The organism is Pseudomonas sp. OF001 (genome assembly GCF_904426495.1).
Classification (GTDB): domain Bacteria; phylum Pseudomonadota; class Gammaproteobacteria; order Pseudomonadales; family Pseudomonadaceae; genus Geopseudomonas.
The window spans coordinates 165,223-181,508 of the sequence record NZ_CAJGBM010000034.1; the positions used below are offsets into that span (position 1 = coordinate 165,223).

24 protein-coding genes are annotated in these 16,286 nt (G+C 65.8%); 7 read left to right on the forward strand and 17 right to left on the reverse strand.

Annotated elements, in window-relative coordinates:
- Positions 1 to 101 precede the first annotated feature (101 nt).
- The 3 genes from RA210_RS16795 to RA210_RS16805 all read left to right on the forward strand — a co-directional run bounded on the left by RA210_RS16795 (position 102) and on the right by RA210_RS16805 (position 2,291).
- Positions 102 to 1,355 (forward strand): MFS transporter, encoded by a 1,254-nt coding sequence (locus RA210_RS16795; protein WP_136490234.1) that lies wholly within the window; start codon positions 102 to 104, stop codon positions 1,353 to 1,355.
- Positions 1,356 to 1,622: 267 nt separating this feature from the next.
- The gene (locus RA210_RS16800; protein ID WP_201487356.1) at positions 1,623 to 1,955 is read left to right on the forward strand and encodes a type II toxin-antitoxin system RelE/ParE family toxin; all 333 of its coding nucleotides are present in this window, start codon (positions 1,623 to 1,625) and stop codon (positions 1,953 to 1,955) included.
- Positions 1,956 to 1,967: 12 nt separating this feature from the next.
- Positions 1,968 to 2,291, forward strand: a complete 324-nt coding sequence (locus RA210_RS16805) for a helix-turn-helix domain-containing transcriptional regulator (protein ID WP_136490235.1) — start codon at positions 1,968 to 1,970, stop codon at positions 2,289 to 2,291.
- Between the two features lie 230 nt (positions 2,292 to 2,521).
- Here the strand turns inward: RA210_RS16805 and RA210_RS16810 are convergent, their stop codons facing one another.
- The 16 genes from RA210_RS16810 to RA210_RS16885 form a co-directional block, all read right to left on the reverse strand.
- The gene (locus RA210_RS16810; RefSeq protein ID WP_201487357.1) at positions 2,522 to 3,664 is read right to left on the reverse strand and encodes a site-specific integrase; all 1,143 of its coding nucleotides are present in this window, start codon (positions 3,662 to 3,664) and stop codon (positions 2,522 to 2,524) included.
- Positions 3,661 to 3,873, reverse strand: a complete 213-nt coding sequence (locus RA210_RS16815; RefSeq protein ID WP_136490237.1) for a DUF4224 domain-containing protein — start codon at positions 3,871 to 3,873, stop codon at positions 3,661 to 3,663. The genes RA210_RS16810 and RA210_RS16815 overlap by 4 nt, the downstream gene beginning before the upstream one ends.
- 85 nt (positions 3,874 to 3,958) lie before the next feature.
- Positions 3,959 to 4,096, reverse strand: a complete 138-nt coding sequence (locus RA210_RS16820) for a hypothetical protein (protein ID WP_168772523.1) — start codon at positions 4,094 to 4,096, stop codon at positions 3,959 to 3,961.
- The gene (locus RA210_RS16825; RefSeq protein ID WP_136490238.1) at positions 4,093 to 4,416 is read right to left on the reverse strand and encodes a hypothetical protein; all 324 of its coding nucleotides are present in this window, start codon (positions 4,414 to 4,416) and stop codon (positions 4,093 to 4,095) included. Before RA210_RS16825 ends, RA210_RS16820 begins: the two co-directional genes overlap by 4 nt.
- Entirely contained in the window at positions 4,416 to 5,978 is a 1,563-nt protein-coding gene (locus tag RA210_RS16830; protein ID WP_136490239.1) for a DNA cytosine methyltransferase, read from the reverse strand. Before RA210_RS16830 ends, RA210_RS16825 begins: the two co-directional genes overlap by 1 nt.
- Positions 5,968 to 6,144 carry a hypothetical protein gene (locus RA210_RS16835; protein WP_305956056.1) on the reverse strand — a complete coding sequence of 59 codons (177 nt, stop codon included), beginning with the start codon at positions 6,142 to 6,144 and terminating at the stop codon, positions 5,968 to 5,970. The genes RA210_RS16830 and RA210_RS16835 overlap by 11 nt, the downstream gene beginning before the upstream one ends.
- A gap of 157 nt (positions 6,145 to 6,301) precedes the next feature.
- On the reverse strand, positions 6,302 to 7,294 hold the full coding sequence (locus tag RA210_RS16840) for a hypothetical protein (protein ID WP_201487358.1): 993 nt from the start codon (positions 7,292 to 7,294) through the stop codon (positions 6,302 to 6,304).
- A 19-nt stretch (positions 7,295 to 7,313) separates the two neighbouring features.
- The gene (locus RA210_RS16845) at positions 7,314 to 7,667 is read right to left on the reverse strand and encodes a DUF7673 family protein (protein ID WP_201487359.1); all 354 of its coding nucleotides are present in this window, start codon (positions 7,665 to 7,667) and stop codon (positions 7,314 to 7,316) included.
- A 59-nt stretch (positions 7,668 to 7,726) separates the two neighbouring features.
- Positions 7,727 to 7,942: a hypothetical protein gene (locus RA210_RS16850; protein WP_136490243.1), complete on the reverse strand. Its 216-nt coding sequence runs from the start codon at positions 7,940 to 7,942 to the stop codon at positions 7,727 to 7,729.
- 55 nt (positions 7,943 to 7,997) lie between these two features.
- Positions 7,998 to 10,715 (reverse strand): toprim domain-containing protein, encoded by a 2,718-nt coding sequence (locus RA210_RS16855; RefSeq protein WP_201487432.1) that lies wholly within the window; start codon positions 10,713 to 10,715, stop codon positions 7,998 to 8,000.
- An 18-nt stretch (positions 10,716 to 10,733) separates the two neighbouring features.
- Complete coding sequence (locus tag RA210_RS16860; RefSeq protein ID WP_201487360.1) at positions 10,734 to 10,967, reverse strand: hypothetical protein; 234 nt, start codon at positions 10,965 to 10,967, stop codon at positions 10,734 to 10,736.
- 74 nt (positions 10,968 to 11,041) lie between these two features.
- On the reverse strand, positions 11,042 to 11,389 hold the full coding sequence (locus RA210_RS16865) for a hypothetical protein (protein ID WP_201487361.1): 348 nt from the start codon (positions 11,387 to 11,389) through the stop codon (positions 11,042 to 11,044).
- Complete coding sequence (locus tag RA210_RS16870; protein WP_201487362.1) at positions 11,386 to 11,856, reverse strand: YmfL family putative regulatory protein; 471 nt, start codon at positions 11,854 to 11,856, stop codon at positions 11,386 to 11,388. The genes RA210_RS16865 and RA210_RS16870 overlap by 4 nt, the downstream gene beginning before the upstream one ends.
- Positions 11,857 to 11,941: 85 nt before the next feature.
- Entirely contained in the window at positions 11,942 to 12,499 is a 558-nt protein-coding gene (locus tag RA210_RS16875; protein ID WP_201487363.1) for an antA/AntB antirepressor family protein, read from the reverse strand.
- Positions 12,500 to 12,520: 21 nt separating this feature from the next.
- A complete protein-coding gene (locus RA210_RS16880) occupies positions 12,521 to 12,787 on the reverse strand; it encodes a hypothetical protein (protein WP_201487364.1) in 267 nt (88 codons plus the stop codon).
- Positions 12,784 to 13,122, reverse strand: coding sequence for a hypothetical protein (locus RA210_RS16885; RefSeq protein ID WP_201487365.1), 339 nt, complete (start codon positions 13,120 to 13,122; stop codon positions 12,784 to 12,786). Before RA210_RS16885 ends, RA210_RS16880 begins: the two co-directional genes overlap by 4 nt.
- Positions 13,123 to 13,209: 87 nt before the next feature.
- Here RA210_RS16885 and RA210_RS16890 point away from each other — a divergent pair, with 87 nt between their 5' ends.
- The 4 genes from RA210_RS16890 to RA210_RS16905 are packed head-to-tail and all read left to right on the forward strand — an operon-like array spanning position 13,210 to position 15,913.
- Positions 13,210 to 13,647: a helix-turn-helix domain-containing protein gene (locus RA210_RS16890; protein WP_201487366.1), complete on the forward strand. Its 438-nt coding sequence runs from the start codon at positions 13,210 to 13,212 to the stop codon at positions 13,645 to 13,647.
- A 36-nt stretch (positions 13,648 to 13,683) separates the two neighbouring features.
- Positions 13,684 to 14,187, forward strand: coding sequence for a hypothetical protein (locus tag RA210_RS16895; protein WP_201487367.1), 504 nt, complete (start codon positions 13,684 to 13,686; stop codon positions 14,185 to 14,187).
- A gap of 48 nt (positions 14,188 to 14,235) precedes the next feature.
- Positions 14,236 to 15,228, forward strand: a complete 993-nt coding sequence (locus RA210_RS16900; protein WP_201487368.1) for a hypothetical protein — start codon at positions 14,236 to 14,238, stop codon at positions 15,226 to 15,228.
- Positions 15,215 to 15,913: an HIRAN domain-containing protein gene (locus tag RA210_RS16905; RefSeq protein ID WP_201487369.1), complete on the forward strand. Its 699-nt coding sequence runs from the start codon at positions 15,215 to 15,217 to the stop codon at positions 15,911 to 15,913. The genes RA210_RS16900 and RA210_RS16905 overlap by 14 nt, the downstream gene beginning before the upstream one ends.
- A 56-nt stretch (positions 15,914 to 15,969) precedes the next feature.
- Here RA210_RS16905 and RA210_RS16910 read toward each other — a convergent pair whose 3' ends face one another.
- A complete protein-coding gene (locus RA210_RS16910; protein WP_201487370.1) occupies positions 15,970 to 16,224 on the reverse strand; it encodes an ogr/Delta-like zinc finger family protein in 255 nt (84 codons plus the stop codon).
- Between the last annotated feature and the right edge of the window lie 62 nt (positions 16,225 to 16,286).

The window sequence follows — 16,286 nt, forward strand, 5'->3', positions numbered from 1 at the left end:
CGCCGCTTTGTGGTACATGTCCTGCGGACCCGGACGCTCCCGGAGCGTGTCCGGCGCTGCCTGCCCGGCAGCCCCCAGAACAACAAGAAGAAGGACCTCCCATGAGGCGCGTCATCCTCACGCCCGATCTCGTGGTGCTCGCCGCCGGCATGGTCGCCGCCATGCATGTCGGCAAACTGCCGCCCGCCCTGCCCGTGCTGCGCGAGGCTCTGGGCCTCAGCCTGATCCAGGCCGGTTTCCTGCTCTCGCTGGTCCAACTGGCCGGCATGAGCCTCGGCCTGCTGATCGGCCTGGCCGCCGACAACCTGGGCATGCGCCGCAGCATCCTCTGCGGCCTGGCGCTGCTGGCGAGCGTCAGCGCCCTCGGCGGCTGGGCCCGCGAGGCGTCCGACCTGCTCTGGCTGCGCGCGCTGGAAGGCTGCGGCTTCCTGCTGGTCGCCCTGCCCGCCCCGGGTCTGATCCGCCGCCTGGTCGCCCCGGCGCAGCTCAACCTCAGGCTGGGCCTGTGGGGCTGCTACATGGGCAGCGGCACCGCCCTGGCCCTGCTGTGCGGGCCATGGGTGATGGCCTCGTCCGGCTGGCAAGGCTGGTGGTGGACGCTGGCGCTGCTGTCGCTCGGCATGCTGCTGTGGGTATGGCGGCGGGTGCCGGCCGACCCGCCCAAGGCCCCTGCCCATGCCGGCGCGGACGCGCTCGCCGAATGGCTGGGACGCCTGCGCCTGACCCTCACCGCGCGCGGCCCCTGGCTGCTCGCCCTGCTCTTCGCCGCCTATGCCAGCCAGTGGCTGACGGTGATCGGCTTCCTGCCGTCCATCTATGCCCAGGCCGGCATCGGCACCGCCCTGGCCGGCGCGCTGACCGCCCTGGCCTCGGCGGCCAACGTGCTCGGCAACCTGGCAGCCGGGCTGCTGCTGCAGCGCGGCCTGTCCGCCCGCCTGCTGCTCGGCATCGGCTTCCTCTGCATGAGCCTGGGCACCTTCGGCGCCTTCACCCCGGCCAGCGCCGAACTGCCGCAGCTGCGCTATGCGGCGGTCCTGCTGTTCTCCGCGGTCGGCGGCCTGATCCCCGCCACCCTGTTCGCCCAGGCGGTGCGCCTGGCTCCCAGCGAGCGCAGCATCGCCACCACCGTCGGCTGGATGCAGCAATGGTCGGCGCTCGGCCAGTTCTGCGCACCTCCGCTGGCCGGCTGGCTGGCCGTCAGCGTCGGCGGCTGGCACTACACCTGGCTGCTCACCGGCAGCGCATCGCTGCTCGGCCTGTTGCTGGTGGCGCAGCTGCCTGCCGCGCGGCCAGCTCGCTGCTCACGCCCGCCAGCCTGCATTCCGGATCGGCGACCTTATGGCACGCGGGGGTGAGCCTCTCGCAGGCTTCTCCACCGCCCGCTGCAACAGGCCCAGCTGCTCGACCGCCTGCTTCGCCGTCAGGCCGGGATGCGCCTTGAGCAGGCGCAGCAGCGGTGTTTCTTCCGCCTTTCTTCCGCTCTGCACCGAACTTTCTACCGAACCCTGTACCGGCGCTTCCGCCGCGATGGCGTCTGCCAGCGACTACCCGGCAGTACGTCAGACTGCCTAAAAGCTGAATTCAAGTTGCCCAGAGGTAACATATAAGTTACCTTTTGAGTCATGACGATCACAGTCGAAGAATACCTCCGCTCCGATGACTCCAGCCCTTTCGAACGCTGGTTCTCATCCTTGGACGCCCAAGCCGCCGCCAAGGTGTCCACGGCCATCGTGCGCATGGAGATGGGCAACACCTCCAGCATCAAGTGGTTCGACGGACTCGGCGAATACCGGATTGACTGGGGGCCGGGCTACCGGATCTACCTGGTTCAAGAGGGGAAACGCCTCATCATCCTGTTCGGCGGCGGAACCAAGGCCAGCCAGAAAGCCGATATCAAGCAAGCAAAGGAGCTGCTGGCCGAGTACAAAAGCCGCAAGAGCGCGGCCAAACGATAGAGGTAATCCACCATGGCTCTCACCCGCAGCTTCAAACAAACTGTCGCAGAACGTGCGCAGCGTGATCCCGCATTCGCCCAAGCCCTGCTGGACGAGGCGGCCACTCTGTTCCTGAATGGTGAGCCGGAAGCCGCTCGCGTGATTCTGCGTGACCTGGTCAACGCTACCGTGGGATTTGAGGAGCTGTCCCGCGAAACTGCGAAACCCAGTAAAAGCCTGCACCGCATGCTCTCCGCCAGCGGCAATCCCAGCATGGACAACCTGGCGGCCATATTTGCCGTCATCCGTGCCAAGCTCGGCGTCGATATCCAGGTCCACGCCGTGCGCGCAGCCTGACAACGGGGCACAGATTCCCCAGAAACAAAAAAGGCCCGCATCGCTGCGAGCCTAAGTCGTTGATTTATATGGTGCCGGCACCAGGAATCGAACCCGGGACCTACTGATTACAAGAACGCTGCTCACAGCAGCAAAACCGGGCGTTTGCGCGGTTTCTTGTTACGCAATAGGCAGGGTTTCGGCCGGAGTCCATGCGGTTTCCGGCCGTTCTGTTACGTAGGGGATGGGGGTCAGTTCGAGGAGGGATCGACCAGCGGGATGCTGTGGTCGTAGACGTCGAGCATGGCCTGGTCGCGGTGGCCGCTGGCCAGCTGCTTGTCGGCGCGGGTGCCGGGGGTGTCGGTGATGCCGCGGCGCTTGAGGTCGTGCAGGCCGAAGCGCTCCTCGGCGGTGATCACGCCGGCCTCGATCGCGGTCGTGATGAAGCGCTGCCAGGCCGTGTCCAGGCTGGACTTCTGCAGCGCGCCGCCGTGGGCCGCCACGATGATGAAGCGCTTGTCGGCCGCCGTGGGTACCGCGGTTCGCTTGCTCTCCCAGATCAGCCCGCGGTAGGCCTTGGCGCCGTCCCACGCAGCGCGCAGCCGTGGCGTCCAGCGCACCACGTTGTCGCGGCTTCCCTTGCGCCGGTTGGTCAGCACGCCGTCCTGGAGCTCGTTGGCGTCGGTCAGGGTGACGGCCTCGATGCCGCGCAGCCGGCACAGGTAGGCCAGCTCCATCACGTAGCTCAAGTACTCTGGGCACGCCCCGGGCTGGCCGCGCTTCAACTGGCCGAGCTCGCGCGCCCGGTCGATCAGCTTCTGCATGGTCTCCGCCGATGGCAGCCGGCGCTGCCGGCGCTCCACCGGCGCCTCGATCCCCATGGCCGGGTTCGCGTCCAGGTAGCCGCGGTTCCGCCCCCACTGCATCACCCGGCGCAGATAGCGGAGCAGGTGCGCCGCCTTCGACGGTGTCCCCTCGTCGGCGATGCGATCCACCAGGCGTTGCACCAGGGCGGACGTAAATTTGCGCACGGCCAGCTCGCCAAGTGGCTTGCCGATGCGGGTAGGGATCGCCAGCAGCGCGTCGCGGCTGTAGCAGTAGTCCGCCTGCGTCTTGGCCGCCAGGCGCTTGAACTGGGCGCTGTCGTGGAACTTCTCGCAGAGGTAACGGAGGCTGTCGCGATCGATGCCGTCGCGCAGCTCCATGATCTTGTGCAGCTCGGAGAGGGTCGCCGTGGCCGGCGCCACGTTCTGCCGTCGCTGCCGTCCGGCCTCGTCGCGGTGCAGGGTGTACCAGGTACCCCTGCCGCGATGATCAAAAAAGCAGGCCGCTGGGATAGCGGCCTGGTCGATGTGCGACGGGATGTTGGGGTTGTGCTTCCTGGCTCGCCTCATAGGATCTCGACGCCGTACTGCTCCTGGGGCGCCGGCTTCAGCCCGCCGGCCTGGTTGATCAGCTCCACGGTAGTCCAGGGGCCGGTGCGGCCCCTGAACAGGCGGATGCCCTGCTCATGCAGGGCCCGCTCAACGTCTGCCCGGCGGGCGTATCCAGTGATGCGCTTCAGATCCTCGAAAGTGAGCACGCCGCTGGACGCACCGTTCATGGCAGCGGCTCCAGTCTACCGCCTCCAGCCTGCCACCACTTCCGAGAAACACCCGCCATGGCTTCTCGCCGAAGGTGGGGGACCGTCACTGCCCGGCCCTCTTCTTCTTGCGCTCGGCCGAGCACCTGGTGTGCTTGCCGGCACTGCGTGGCTTGCCGCAGATGTCGCAGCGCCACACCGTGCCGAAGTCGCTGAAGACGGCCGGCTTGCGTGGCGTGCTCATCCCCGCCCCCTCCGCCGCTGCATCCCCATCTTCTCCCGGTACCCCAGCGCCCTATCCCGCCACTCGGCCCGCTCGCCCTTCACCCTGGCCAGCGCGGCGCGCAGGCGCACCACCTCGGCCGAGGACTGCTGCAGGTCCTGCTTGTAGGCCTCGGCGATCGCCGCGCAGGACGTGAGGCGCTGCGCCTGGTCCATGATCTCCGCCTGCTGGTTCGCCGACAGCTCGAGCAGCGCGCGGATGCGCTCCTGGGCGGCCTCGTGCTCCTCGCGGCTGACCGTGTCGCCAATCAGCCGGGCCCATGCGTTCCTTATCACCTGCATCACAACACCTCCTGCCGCGCCATGCTCAACCCCACCGCCACCGGCCGCACCCACACCGGCATGCTGCTGAGCATGAAGGTCTCGCCCTGGCCGGCCAGCAGCAGGGTAGTGCCCATTACGTGGGCGATGGCCTCTGCCGCGGCCGGCGGCACCGCGTTGCCGATGCGCTCCCGCCAGGCCTGATCGGACAGGCCGTCCAGCTCCAGCTGCTCCTCCGGGTCCACCAGGCTCTGCAGGGCAGCCAGCTCGAGCGTCGTGAAAGGCCGGTGCCAGGTGCCATCGAGGGCGCGGATCACGCAGGTCAGGCGCTCATCGGCCGCCGGCATGCGCGGATCGGCGACGCTCCAGCGGCCGTTGTCTTGGCGCGCGCTTGCTGACACGGCGCCGGCCTGGCCATCCCAGGCCACCACGCCGTAGTGGCCGCCGGTCAGGTAGGCATCGCCGGCGACGCGGCGCATGCCCGGCCGCGGATCGGCGACGCTGAACGTGCCTTGCCCGGGCGATTTCACGCCGATCACCGCCCCGCTGGTCTCGTCCCAGCGGCGCACGCCGTACTGCTGGTACTGCAGGGCCTCGGCCGGCGCCCGCGGGTCGGCCACCGAGAATGCGCCGTTGGTGGGGCTGCTGCGGCCGGCGACGGTACCCACCGCCTGATCCCAGTCGCGCACACCCAGGTAGCCCGCCTGGTACTCGGGCACGATCACGAAATCCCGCAGGTAGCCGTCCTCGATCGCCAGACGGTTGAGCGACCGCCAGTCCTTCCCGGCCTCGACCAGGGCGAGGCGCACCCAGGTCTTCCACTGCAGTGCCGGTACCCGGTGCATCGGCCCGGCGGCCTCGACGTCGCCGGCCAGCGGCATGCGACCGAGGATGTCGCCAACCGCGCGCAGGGTCTTCTTCTCCGGCTCGTAGAGATAGGGCGGGACCTTCTCGCAGTACCGTGCCACCAGCAGGAAACGCTTGCGGCTCTGGGCCAGGCCGCCGAGCTCGCCGCAGTCGTGGGTGGTCTCGGCGACGGCATAGCCGTAGTGGCCGAGCAGCTTGCCGATCTGGTCCAGCAGGTGCCGGCCGCGTGTGGCCAGCCGGGGCACGTTCTCAAACACGATCAGGTCGACCGGGTTGTGCTTCCAGGCCTCGCACATCAGCCACACGCAGCGCAGCGTCAGCTCGTTGAGCGCCTGGTACTTCGGGGTCTTGCTCATGCTCTCTGACAGCAGGCCGGAGGCGCCCTTGCACGGGCTGCTGATGAACACCGCGTTCGGGTCTTCGTTCTGCGCGGCGCGGCGGATGTCCTCGGGCGTTGCCTCCCGCCAGCCGGCCGGCGGCTCCTGGCCGTGGAAACGGCTGTACTGGTCGCGGGTGAACAGGTCCAGCAGGGTGCCCGGCACGCCAGCGAGACGCTCGAAGTCGCGCAGCCCGGCCGGGTCGACATCGATGCCGCCGAGACAGCGCCACTCGGCCTGCTGGTTGCCGACCACCGGGCGGGCACGGTTGAAGCCCTTGGCGCCGCCGCCCAGGCCGCAGCAGAAGTGGAAGTGCGTGAAGGTGCGTTTAACGTGCATAGCGGCGCTTCTCCTGCTTGGCGGTACGGGCGGCTTCCTGCTCGGCCATGTGGGCTGCCCACTCGGCGTTCTTGCGCTCCTGCCGGATGCGCGAACAGGCCTGGTGATTCTTGCTCGAGCGGTGCTTGCCGCAGATGTCGCAGTGGCTCGGGTGCTGCAGGCTCATCCGAGCCATGGGCGGGCGAATGCGCTCAGGTTTCGTGCTAGCCTCTGCGCCGCCAGTCCTTGGGTCTTGTACTCGCATGGTGCTTCTCCTTGGGGTTGGTTCGGCGTCGGGGAGTTGCCGCTCCCCGGCGCCACTTCTCTTGATCCTGGTGATCAGCTCACGCCGTCACGTACCCGGCGTCCGTCTTGTTCAGCACGCCCATTCCTGCCGCCTTCTGCATCAGCTTGGTGGCCTTGTCGCTGCCGATCCGCAGTTCCTTGGCGACCCGGCGCACCGCCATCTTGGTTCCGCTCTCCGTGCTGGCGATCAGCTGCAGCAACGGCTCAGGCAGGGCCGAATCCACCCCGACTTCCTCGCTGCGCGCCTTGTCCTGCGCGGTTTCCGGCTGTTCCTGAGCGATGGTTTCCGCCTGTTCCTCGGTGCGTTCCTGCTGCGCAGTGACGGTTTCCGGCTCGCGCTCGGCGGCCGGCGCCGGCCGCAGGGCGGAGAGGATCAGCGCCGGGACGATCTCCAGCGCCGCGGCGAAGCTCAGGCACAGCAGCGTGGCGATCTCCAGCGGCAGACCTGCCGCCTTCGCCGGCTGGCTGCGCAGCGCCGTCAGCTCCTGCGAGGCCGCATCCCGGCGAGCCAGGGCGCGATCGCGCTCGGTGTCGATTCGCACCATGGCGGCGGTTTCCAGCTCAAGGGCGCGGCTGACCATGCCCCGATCGCGCAGCGCGCCGGACTGCTGGCGGACGCCAGCCGCCTCCGCGTCCAGCTGCTCGATGCGTGCCGCATCGGCGCGGCGCAGCTCCTCGAGGTCGGCCTGCCGCTGCACCTGGAGCGCCTGGTGCTCGGCGCGGCTGGTGGCGATCGAGGACATCAGCCGGTCATAGGTCGCCCAGCCGGACACCCCGCCCAGGGCCAGCGCGCAGCCCATCATCAGCAGCGCGCACAGCGCCCGGCGCATCGCCAGCAGGCCCAAGGCCAGCGGCCAGGCCACGTACTTGAACAGGTCGAGCACGACAGCCGCGGTGGCGAACAGGCCGGCCAGCAGGGCGTCGTCGATCAGCGCCTGGATGGCCATCGCCACCGAAGCGGAGGTCACCCCGGCCAGCAGGGCGACCATGGCCAGCAGCGGCCAGCGGTAGCGGGTGATCAGGTTGTGCATGGTGCTTCTCCTCTCCGGCTCAGCAGCCGTTGCCATAGCGCCGGCGCAGCTCGGCGAAGACCGCCTCGCCGTCCGCCAGGTACTCGTGCACCTCGCGCTCGGGCATGTTGTCCATGCGCAGCAGGGCCAGGCAGTCATCGAACAGTTCGCCGTCCAGCAGCCGAAAGTCGGTCAGGTCAAACCGGTATTCGCTGCCGTTGTACAGGCCGAGCAGGAAGCGGCCGATCACGCTGCTCTGGCCGGTGCCGCGCAGGGCAACGGGAACCAGGCGCTCCAGGGCGGCTAGACCGGCGGCACGGATGGCCGGGCGTTCTTCCATGTCGCGGCTGATGCGCTGGCAGGCGGCGAGCAGGGCTTGTTTGTCGTGTTGCATGGTGCTTCTCCTTGGGGTTGGTCAGGCGCCTGGGAGTTGCCGCTCCCGGCGCCGTCGGGTCAGTTGATGCGGACCTTGCGGCCCTGCTCGTCGATCACGAACAGGTCAACGTCCTCCAGGCGGTACCGACCGCCGTAGCCGCCGAGGACAACGTAGCCGTCCTTGTCGTCCTCGATGTGCACCTGGAACGGGTAGGGCATGCCCTGGCGCTGCGCCTGGACGGCCTGGTGCGCGTACTTGCTCGACTTCTTGATCTCTGCATAGAGCTGCTGCATGGCACTTCTCCTTGGGGTTGTCGCCCCGGCGTTGCCGCGCCGGAGCGTGGGGTTGTCAGGCCGGCTGGAAAACCCAGCAACGGACGGTCTTGGCTGTGTTGTAGGCGTCCCCCCGAGCCGAGTTCACGGGCTTGTTCGACTCCAGGAACTTCGGCGACTTGCTGGTCTTCAGCAGGCGCTTCAGCTCGCTGAGCTGCGGTACCTGCTGCCGCTTGTTGGCCGCCTGCTCGACGAACTCGTTCAGGTTCACCGCGATCAGATCCTTGCGCCGCGAGTGGTTGAGGGCGCCGCCTTCCCCCGGCGCGGCGCCGTTGAGGAAGTCGTACAGGTCCCAGAACTCGCGCACCGTCGGGTGGTCGGCGTTGATCGCCTGCTGCCGCTCCTCGGCCATGCGGCCGATCTCGGCGTGCACCTGGGCCGCGCGCTCTGCGCCGAGCGGTACCACCAGGGCCAGCGCGTCGACCAGGGCGCGCAGCTGCGCGTGGTTCTTGGCGATCCGCACCGTGCGGATGCCCGGGCGGGCCAGCAGCTCCTGCTCGTAGCCCGAGGTGCGCTCGGTCACCGTCTGCACCACCTCGTGCTCGCGCTGCAGCGCCTTGATCAGGAAGCCGCTGAGCTGCTCCATCGGCCAGCGCTCCAGCTGCTCGGCGAGCAGCTTGGTCTCCGGCGTCTGGTGCTCGCGGGTCAGGCCCACATGGCAGATCCGCTGCAGGATCGGTTCGGAGGCGCTGACCGGGTTGTTCTGGGCGATCAGCAGCGCCCCGCGGAAGGGCGGCTCGCGGGTGTCGTTGCCGTTGTTCTTCACACCGGTGGAGCGCACGCTGCGGCCGTTGTAGGCGGTCTTCAGCTCGTCCCAGTCGTAGTGCTTCACCGGCGCGCCGTCCTTCTGCTCGCGCTCCGACTCGATCAGCACCACCGGCAGGTTGCCCACCTGGGCGAAGTTGCGCGCCCGGCTCGCCTGGGTCGCCTTCGACGGGTCGAAACCCTCGTACTCGGTACGGCCGACCAGCTTCCAGAACAGCTCCACCAGCGTCGTCTTGCCCGCGCCGGCCTCGCCGACCAGCTCCAGGAAGGGGTACGACTTCTGCACCAGGCGGATCTGCTCCGCGGTGAGCGAGCCCAGCCACCAGGCCAGCACCACCACGCCACGTGCGCCGAAGCAGCGCCAGAACACCTCGAACCAGCTCTCGTCGTAGCCGCTGAGGTCGGGGTTGATGTGCAGCACCGGCGACTGGCTCTGGCTCTTGATGCTCAACGGGCCGAGGTCGAAGAAGTCCTCCTCGTTCAGCTTGTGCACCTTGCCGTTCATCACCGCCAGGTCGTTGAACACGTAGGCGCCGTGCTCGCGGCTGTAGCCGATCCAGTCGATGGTGTTCACCGTCTTCAGGCGCTCCAGCTGCGGCTCCAGGAAGCGCTCCAGCTGCTGGCCAGTGCCGAGGAACATCGAGCCCGACGAGATGCTCAGCAGCCGCTTCTTGAACTCCGGCGCCGAGGCCAGCTGCCCGGCGGTGAAGGTGTTCTTCACCGTCGGCAGGCCATCGGGCCGCTCGACGCGGAAGTAGTACCAGGACTCGTCGGTCTGCTCGTTGCGCATGTAATAGAGCGCCTGCAGGTAGCAGTTGGCGATGCGCACCACCGCGCCGCTCTGGCGCATGGCCTTCTCCCGCCGCTGGCGGTCGTTGAGTTGCTTGTCCTCGATCTCCTCCGAGCACTCGAGGTCGCGCAGCGTGCGGTCGTAGTGCTCCAGGTCGAACTTGAACCAGTACATGCGGTTCTTGAACGAGAACGGGAATTCTCGGCGCGGCTCCCAGTCGTACATCAGCAGGCCCTTCTCGTCCGGCGTCTCGGCCAGCAGCAGGGCTCCTTCATGTCGCGCCTCGTCGAGATCGCTTTCGACACGCTTGGCGCGTTCGTGATCATCCTCGATGAAGGCCCACCGCTGGTGCAGATCATTCCAGTCGACCTTCTTGCCGCCGCGCTGCGGGATCAGCGCCGCATCGCACTTGAAGCCCAGCTCGCGCGCTTCCTTCGCCCAGCGGCGGGTGTTGCCGCGGGCGGTCGGCTCGTTGTCCAGCGCCCACACCAGGCGCGGCAGGCGCTTGCCGGCGTCCTGGCGCAACTTCACCAGGGCCTTGAGCGACTCGCTCGGCAGCGGCGCGCTGGACATCATCGACACCGCGGCGATGTCGTGATGCAGCAGGGCGATGGCATCGAAGATCCCCTCGACGATCCACAGCTCGTCCACCTCCAGTAGGTCGAGGCTCGGCGGGCACCACCAGACGCCCTTGTAGCTCGCGCCCGGTTGGAAGCGCGCCTTCTGCTTGCCGAAGCGCTCCGGCCGGTCGATCAGCCGCTCCCAGTAGCCGCCTTTCTCCAGGGGGAAGCGCACGGTCGCGCTGCCGATGCCAAGGTCGCGGTTCCAGTAGTTCTCCTGGCTGAACCAGCCATCGATCAGCTCCAGACGGAAGCCCCGGGCGAACTCCAGGTAGGCGCGCGCCGTGGCGTTCGGGCTCTCCTGGGTTGCCGGCGCGGTCTTGCTCCAGTCGTTGAACAGGTCGTCGTACACGTCCTTGATGTGCACCCGGTGGCCGCACTTCTCCTGGCGTCCGCAGATCAGCATCCACGGCGAGTCGTGGAAGGTGTACAGGGTCTTCTGCCCGCAGCTGTGCGCCGGGCACTTGCCCTTGCGCATGTAGTTGGTGCCGGCCATGTGCTTGAGCCCGTAGTCACGCTCCAGGCGCTGCAGCACCTCAACCCTGAGTCGTTCTTTCATCTGCATGATGCTGCTGCCTTACTGGTTGGTTCCGAGGGCGGCCTTCAGGGCGCCGATGGCGATCCGTTGCGCAGCGATGTGCGGGCGGGAAGTGATGATGGTGTTGAGCCGCTGGGTCTCCGGAACGCGCGAGAAGTCGTCGCACCACCACAGGTCCTGCAGCTGCTGGCGGAACTGCTGCCGCAGCTGCTCCAGCAGCGCGCTGGCATGCCTCTGGCTCATCTGCATCGGGACGAAAACCGGCTTTTCCATGGGGTACTCCATACTCCGGGCGCAACTTGCCCAAACCCGCGCTCAGCGGATCAGGGGCGTGGTTCAGGGGTGGATCAGCGGCGCTGCCGCTCGGGGTTGTCCAGCAGCAGCTGGCAGATCAGGTGGAGCGGCACGCTGTGGCTGATGCCGCTGGCCGGGTCGACGATCACCGCGGTGGTGCAGGTGCTGGCCGACACGTCCAGGAAGCACCGTTCGCCGCCGCTGCGCAGCTCGCTGACGACCCGCGCCACAGTGTTCTCCGCCAGCACCTTGGCGGCGCCGTAGCAGGCCATCAGGTAGGCCACGGCCAGGTTGAACAGGTGCTGCTCGTTGGCCAGGTGTTGCGCCTGGTGCCGCTGCAGGTAACCCAGCGCGGCGGCGTCCAGGGTCTCGCGGTAGTTACGCTCGGTGGCGGTGTTCACGGCGCAACCCTCCGGTGCAGGGTGATGACGGCTTCCACCTCCGCGTGCTCGGCGGCGATGTGCTTGCGGTGCGCGGCGACGATCTCGGCCAGCTCGCCCTCGTCGAGCTCGCCGTCGTCCAGCGCCTCGGCGATCAGCCGGGCCACCGCGCCGCGCTTGGCCTCGGCATCCATGGCCATGGCGTACAGCGCCACGTTGTCCAGCTGCTCGGCGTCGGCCATCGGCACGAACACGCCGCCGTACAGGCCGCAGATGTAGTCCGGCAGGAAGGTGGTACCGATCTGCTGCTCGAGCATGTGGACCTGCTCGTCGCTCAGCGGGCGGTGGCCGGCGGCCTCGTAGGCGGCGTTGTCCAGCTTCTTCAGCTGCAGGCCGAGCAGCGCGGCGGCGCATTCGCGGCCACCCGGATAGGCGCAGATCACGGCGCTCATCACCTGGCGGCGGGTCTCTAGCAAGGGGCGTTTCATGTTCTCGTTTCTCCCTGTTCGTTGCCGGACATAGGCTCCGCGTTCGACTGACGGAGTGGTTTGCATGCACACGGACACGCGCCCCTTACTTGACCGGGTACAGGCTGCGCGGGAACAGCTCGCCGTTCTGCGGGCCGTCGCTGCCCACGTCGTGCAGGGCCGGCACCGGCAGGCCGAGCTGCACGCAGTTCTGCGCCAGGGCGGCATGAATCACACGGCGCGAGGCGTGCGCGGTGGCCGCCTCCAGGGCCTTGAGCAGGTTGACCACCTGCTTCTGGATGGCGATGCGCTCGCTGTGCTTGAGCTTGGTGTTGCCGTGCACCTCGCGCGCCCGGCGCTCCATGGCGATGAAGTAGCGGCGCACCATGCGGCCCTGGTCGTTGTTCTCGACCATTGCCAGCTCCTTGGCCATGTCGAGGGTGATGAGGTACTCCTGCCCCGGCCGACCGCCGGTACTTTTCGCCAAAACGGGCGAAAAGTCCTCGCCCTCGACGAAGCCGTATTGCTCGACACGCCCCTTGATCCAGTTGCTGAAATCGCGGCCGACCTTGAGGAAGCCGTGCAGCTCGCGGGCATCGCACAGGCTCTGCTCCACGCCGCCGATTTCGCCGCTGATGACGGTGACCAGTTGGTTCTGTTCCATTGCTCTCTCTCCTCGTTGCGTTCAGTGGTGGCCGTTGCCGGCGCTGGTTTGGCTCAGGCTCTGGCGCTCATCGTCGTTGAGCAGGCCGGGGATCAGCTCCTCGCCGATCTCAAGGGACAGGTCGTGGAGGATGGCGAAGGCCTGGCGGCCATTGGGCAGTCGCGTCTCTCCGGCCCAACGCGCCACCACCTGAGTGACGTTGCGCGGGTTGTAACCGTGCTCCATGGCGAACTGGCGGAAGCTGCTGCCCTTTTCCACCAGGCGGGCGCGGATCTGGTTGGGAGTCATTGGCCGGCCTTGATCAGCAGTCGGTCGCCGAAGCGGCGGAACGAGGCGTCCTTCTTGGGCAGCAGACGCTCCCCGGCGAAACGCTGCTCGTACTCCTCGCCGCGCAGGCCGCGCGCGGTGATCAGCACCGGGTACGGCTTGGGGTTCTGCAACAGCCTGATGCCATCGAACGACTCGTACTTATCGGTGCAGCAATCCGGATGCTGCAAATCGCCATCCACGCCGGCGACGTTGAAGCCGAGGGACTGGAGGTGGGCGCCGATGATGCGCAGCAGTTCACTCTTGCCGGCGCCGACGGTCCCGCTGATTTCGATGTGGATGCTGTTGTGTGCCATGATCGTGTGTTCCCACTGGGTTAAGATGTACTCGATTGGCAACATAATTGCGCACCCATTCGGGTGCGTCAAGTGGAAAGTGAACGAATGGGTATAAAAGATCGGCTCCGCACAGTCATCGACACCCTGGGCCTCAAGATCAGCGAGGCATCGGAGATATCAGGTGTTCCCTATCGTTCGTGGCAGAACTATCTCAGCGGACTAAGGGAGCCGAACGCTGAAGCGCTGACGATGATATGCACCCGATTGGGTGTCCACGCTGACTGGCTGCTGACCGGCGAAGGCCCGATGCGCCGCGAAGAGTCGCCGCAACCGCCGGCGACGGCAGTTGAGGTGCCCGATGGGTACACCGCCTTCGAGATGAGCCCCCGGGAGGCGGCGCTGCTGGAGCTGTTCCGCTCCTTGGACGAGGACGGCCAACGAGAGATACAGGGCGCTGCTGCGGAGAAGAAACGCCTGAGCGCACTGGAGCAGCGCATCGAAGAGCTGGCCGCGGCTCTTGAAGCCGTCAGGCAGCGGGCTTAGAGTCCTGTTCCCACTAGGAACAGACTGGAGACGGATATGCCTGCTTTAGGCGTCAGGGATGAGGCGCTGCTGCGCCAACGGGGGATCGAGGTCGAGAGGGACTATCACTTCGGTGTGCGCTACGTCTTCTCCCTGCAGGGGTTGTTCTGGCTGTTCAACTATCTGCACGAGAAACCCACGCCGGACAAGAAACCGCGACTCACGGCCGAGCTGCTGAAGGAGCTGGCTCGTGTGCGGGTCGGCAAGGATTGGCGCGAGTTGCGGGTCAAGGCTGTCACGCTGCCGGTCTACAACTCCGACAAGTACTTTCAGCTGGCGATCTACCTGAACGGTACTCCACCACTGTCGGTGCGCAACCTGGGGCCCTATCCAGTGATGGTCGCGCAGGTGTCTTTCCAGGTGCTATCCAGCCTCATCAGTCTGGTCCCGAGCACCGACGCGGTCTGGTGGCTCACCGATGACGAGCGGCAGCGACTGTCCGCTGGCGAGTACCTGGAGTTCGGCGAAGGGTTGGTTGGTCGACGAACAACGCAAGCCTGAATGGGGATAGCCACACCTCAGGTGGTTTGAGAGCGCAGACGGTCAGCGATGATCCAAACAGAAGCGATAGACATAGCTGGCTGGCTGGCGGATGAGAAGTTCGCCAATGCCTACCCAGAAGGTGCGCGGCCCAAGCGGGTGGTAGTGTCGCCAGCTGACACCGGGCTTGAGTTCATCAGGCCCGACTGGCGGTACATGTTCAAGCTGTCTTCCGACCGAGCTGCTGAGCAGTTCTGGGCGGAGATCATCGCCTACGAGATCGGGGAGCTTCTTGGCGTCAGCGTGCCTCCCGCCTATGCCGCCTTCGACTCCGAACGCGAGCAGTGCGGCGCGCTGATCGAGTGGTTTTACAAGGAGGGCAGCACCGGTTTTTTCTCGGCTGGCAACTTTTTCAATAACCTGATCCAGGATTTCGACCGGGATAAGGGCCGCCAGCATAACCTCGAAACAGCTGTCAGGTTCAACTCGACCGCTGTCGGTGGCGACCATCTGTATTGCATATGGGAAATGCTGCTCTTCGACACCGTCATTGGCAACACAGATCGACACCAGGACAACTGGGGGCACCTGCTGGCTGTCATCAAGAATCCTGAGCGTGTATTCAAGGAAACTCGCAATCGATTCAGAGTCGAATGGGGATTTGCGCCATGGTTCGATAACGGGACAAGCCTCGGCTACCAGATCCCGCCAAACAAATTCACACAGTGGCGCAGCGATGCTTATGATCGCTACATCATTCGCGGCCAGCATCACATGCGCTATTCCGAAAGAAACCTCACGCAAATAGGCCATATAGCATCGATGCGACTGGCTTTTAATCTTGCGAAAAATGATGCAGAAATGGCAGTTGTCGTGTTCAGGCTCAGAAAGAAATTAGAAGAATTTGATCTTGCAGGACTCACGAAAGTTCTTGACCGCTGCACATCCATGAATGGAATGCCAGATGGCGGCAAATTCTCAGCAAAGAGAGCAGAATTCGTATATCGTCTAACCAGGCGACGCATAGAAATAGCCTTGGACGCCTTGTATGGAAAGCATTAACCACATATTCGAGCCGCACAGGCTCGTCCTTGCATGGCACAGCCCTACAGGTAATGGGACTCGCCTGGTCGTCGGCGAGCTGTGCCGGGGCGACCTCGAAACCTACTTCCGCTACCTGCCGGGAACCACTGATTTCGAGCAGGCCCGCAAGGAGGGATTTTTTAGCTTCCCGGCCTTCGACATCCAGAAGCACGGGGCAAACACAATCCATATCTCGGCTCTAGATGTCTTTATGAAGCGCTTGCCACCAAGAAAGCGGGCCGACTTCAAGGACTATCTGCGCCAGTATAATTTGCCAACAGACTTCGCCGGCTCTGACTTCGCACTGCTCGCTTACACTGGAGCGAAGCTAGCCAGCGACACATTCGAGCTATATCCAGATATCAGCAAAGCGGTTGCCCCAATAGACTTTGTAATCGATATTGCTGGGGCCAGGCACTACATTGAACACAGCAGCGAGTTGACCGAAGGCGACCAGCTCACTCTTGTCAATGACGACGACAATCGGCACGATAAAAATGCCGTCCGTATTCTGCACAATGGAAAACTGATCGGCTATATCGGCAGAGTGTATGCCGCAGGCGTGAGAGAGATAATGCGCTCAGGCAATCTTTCTGCGAGCGTCCTTAAAGTTTCGTCGTTCAAGGAAAAAATCAGGGTCTTGGCGCTATTGCAGTATCGTTGAACAGTGCTTGATGACAAAGGGCGCTGCGGCGCCCTTTTTGCTGTGCATCTGCCCTGCTACGGCAAGGCCCCCAATTGGTCGAACAGCTCGCGCTGCCGAGCCCTGGGCAGCTCGCGCAGGCGGTCGAACAGCAGGCGGTCTACGGCCTGCGCCGACGGGCTGAGGGTGTGGGAGAAGGTCAGGTTGGTAACCCAGGTGTGCCCGCACTCGGCGGACAGGCACTGGCAGTACAGCCGGGCGAACTCCATGGACAGTTCTTCGCGCGAGGCGATGCGCCCCTTGCCGCCGCACTCCTTGCAATAGACCCGCATGCACCACCTCCCAAGCCAAGATGTTGTCATTCTGACACGTAACAAGGCCGCGCTGGAACTGC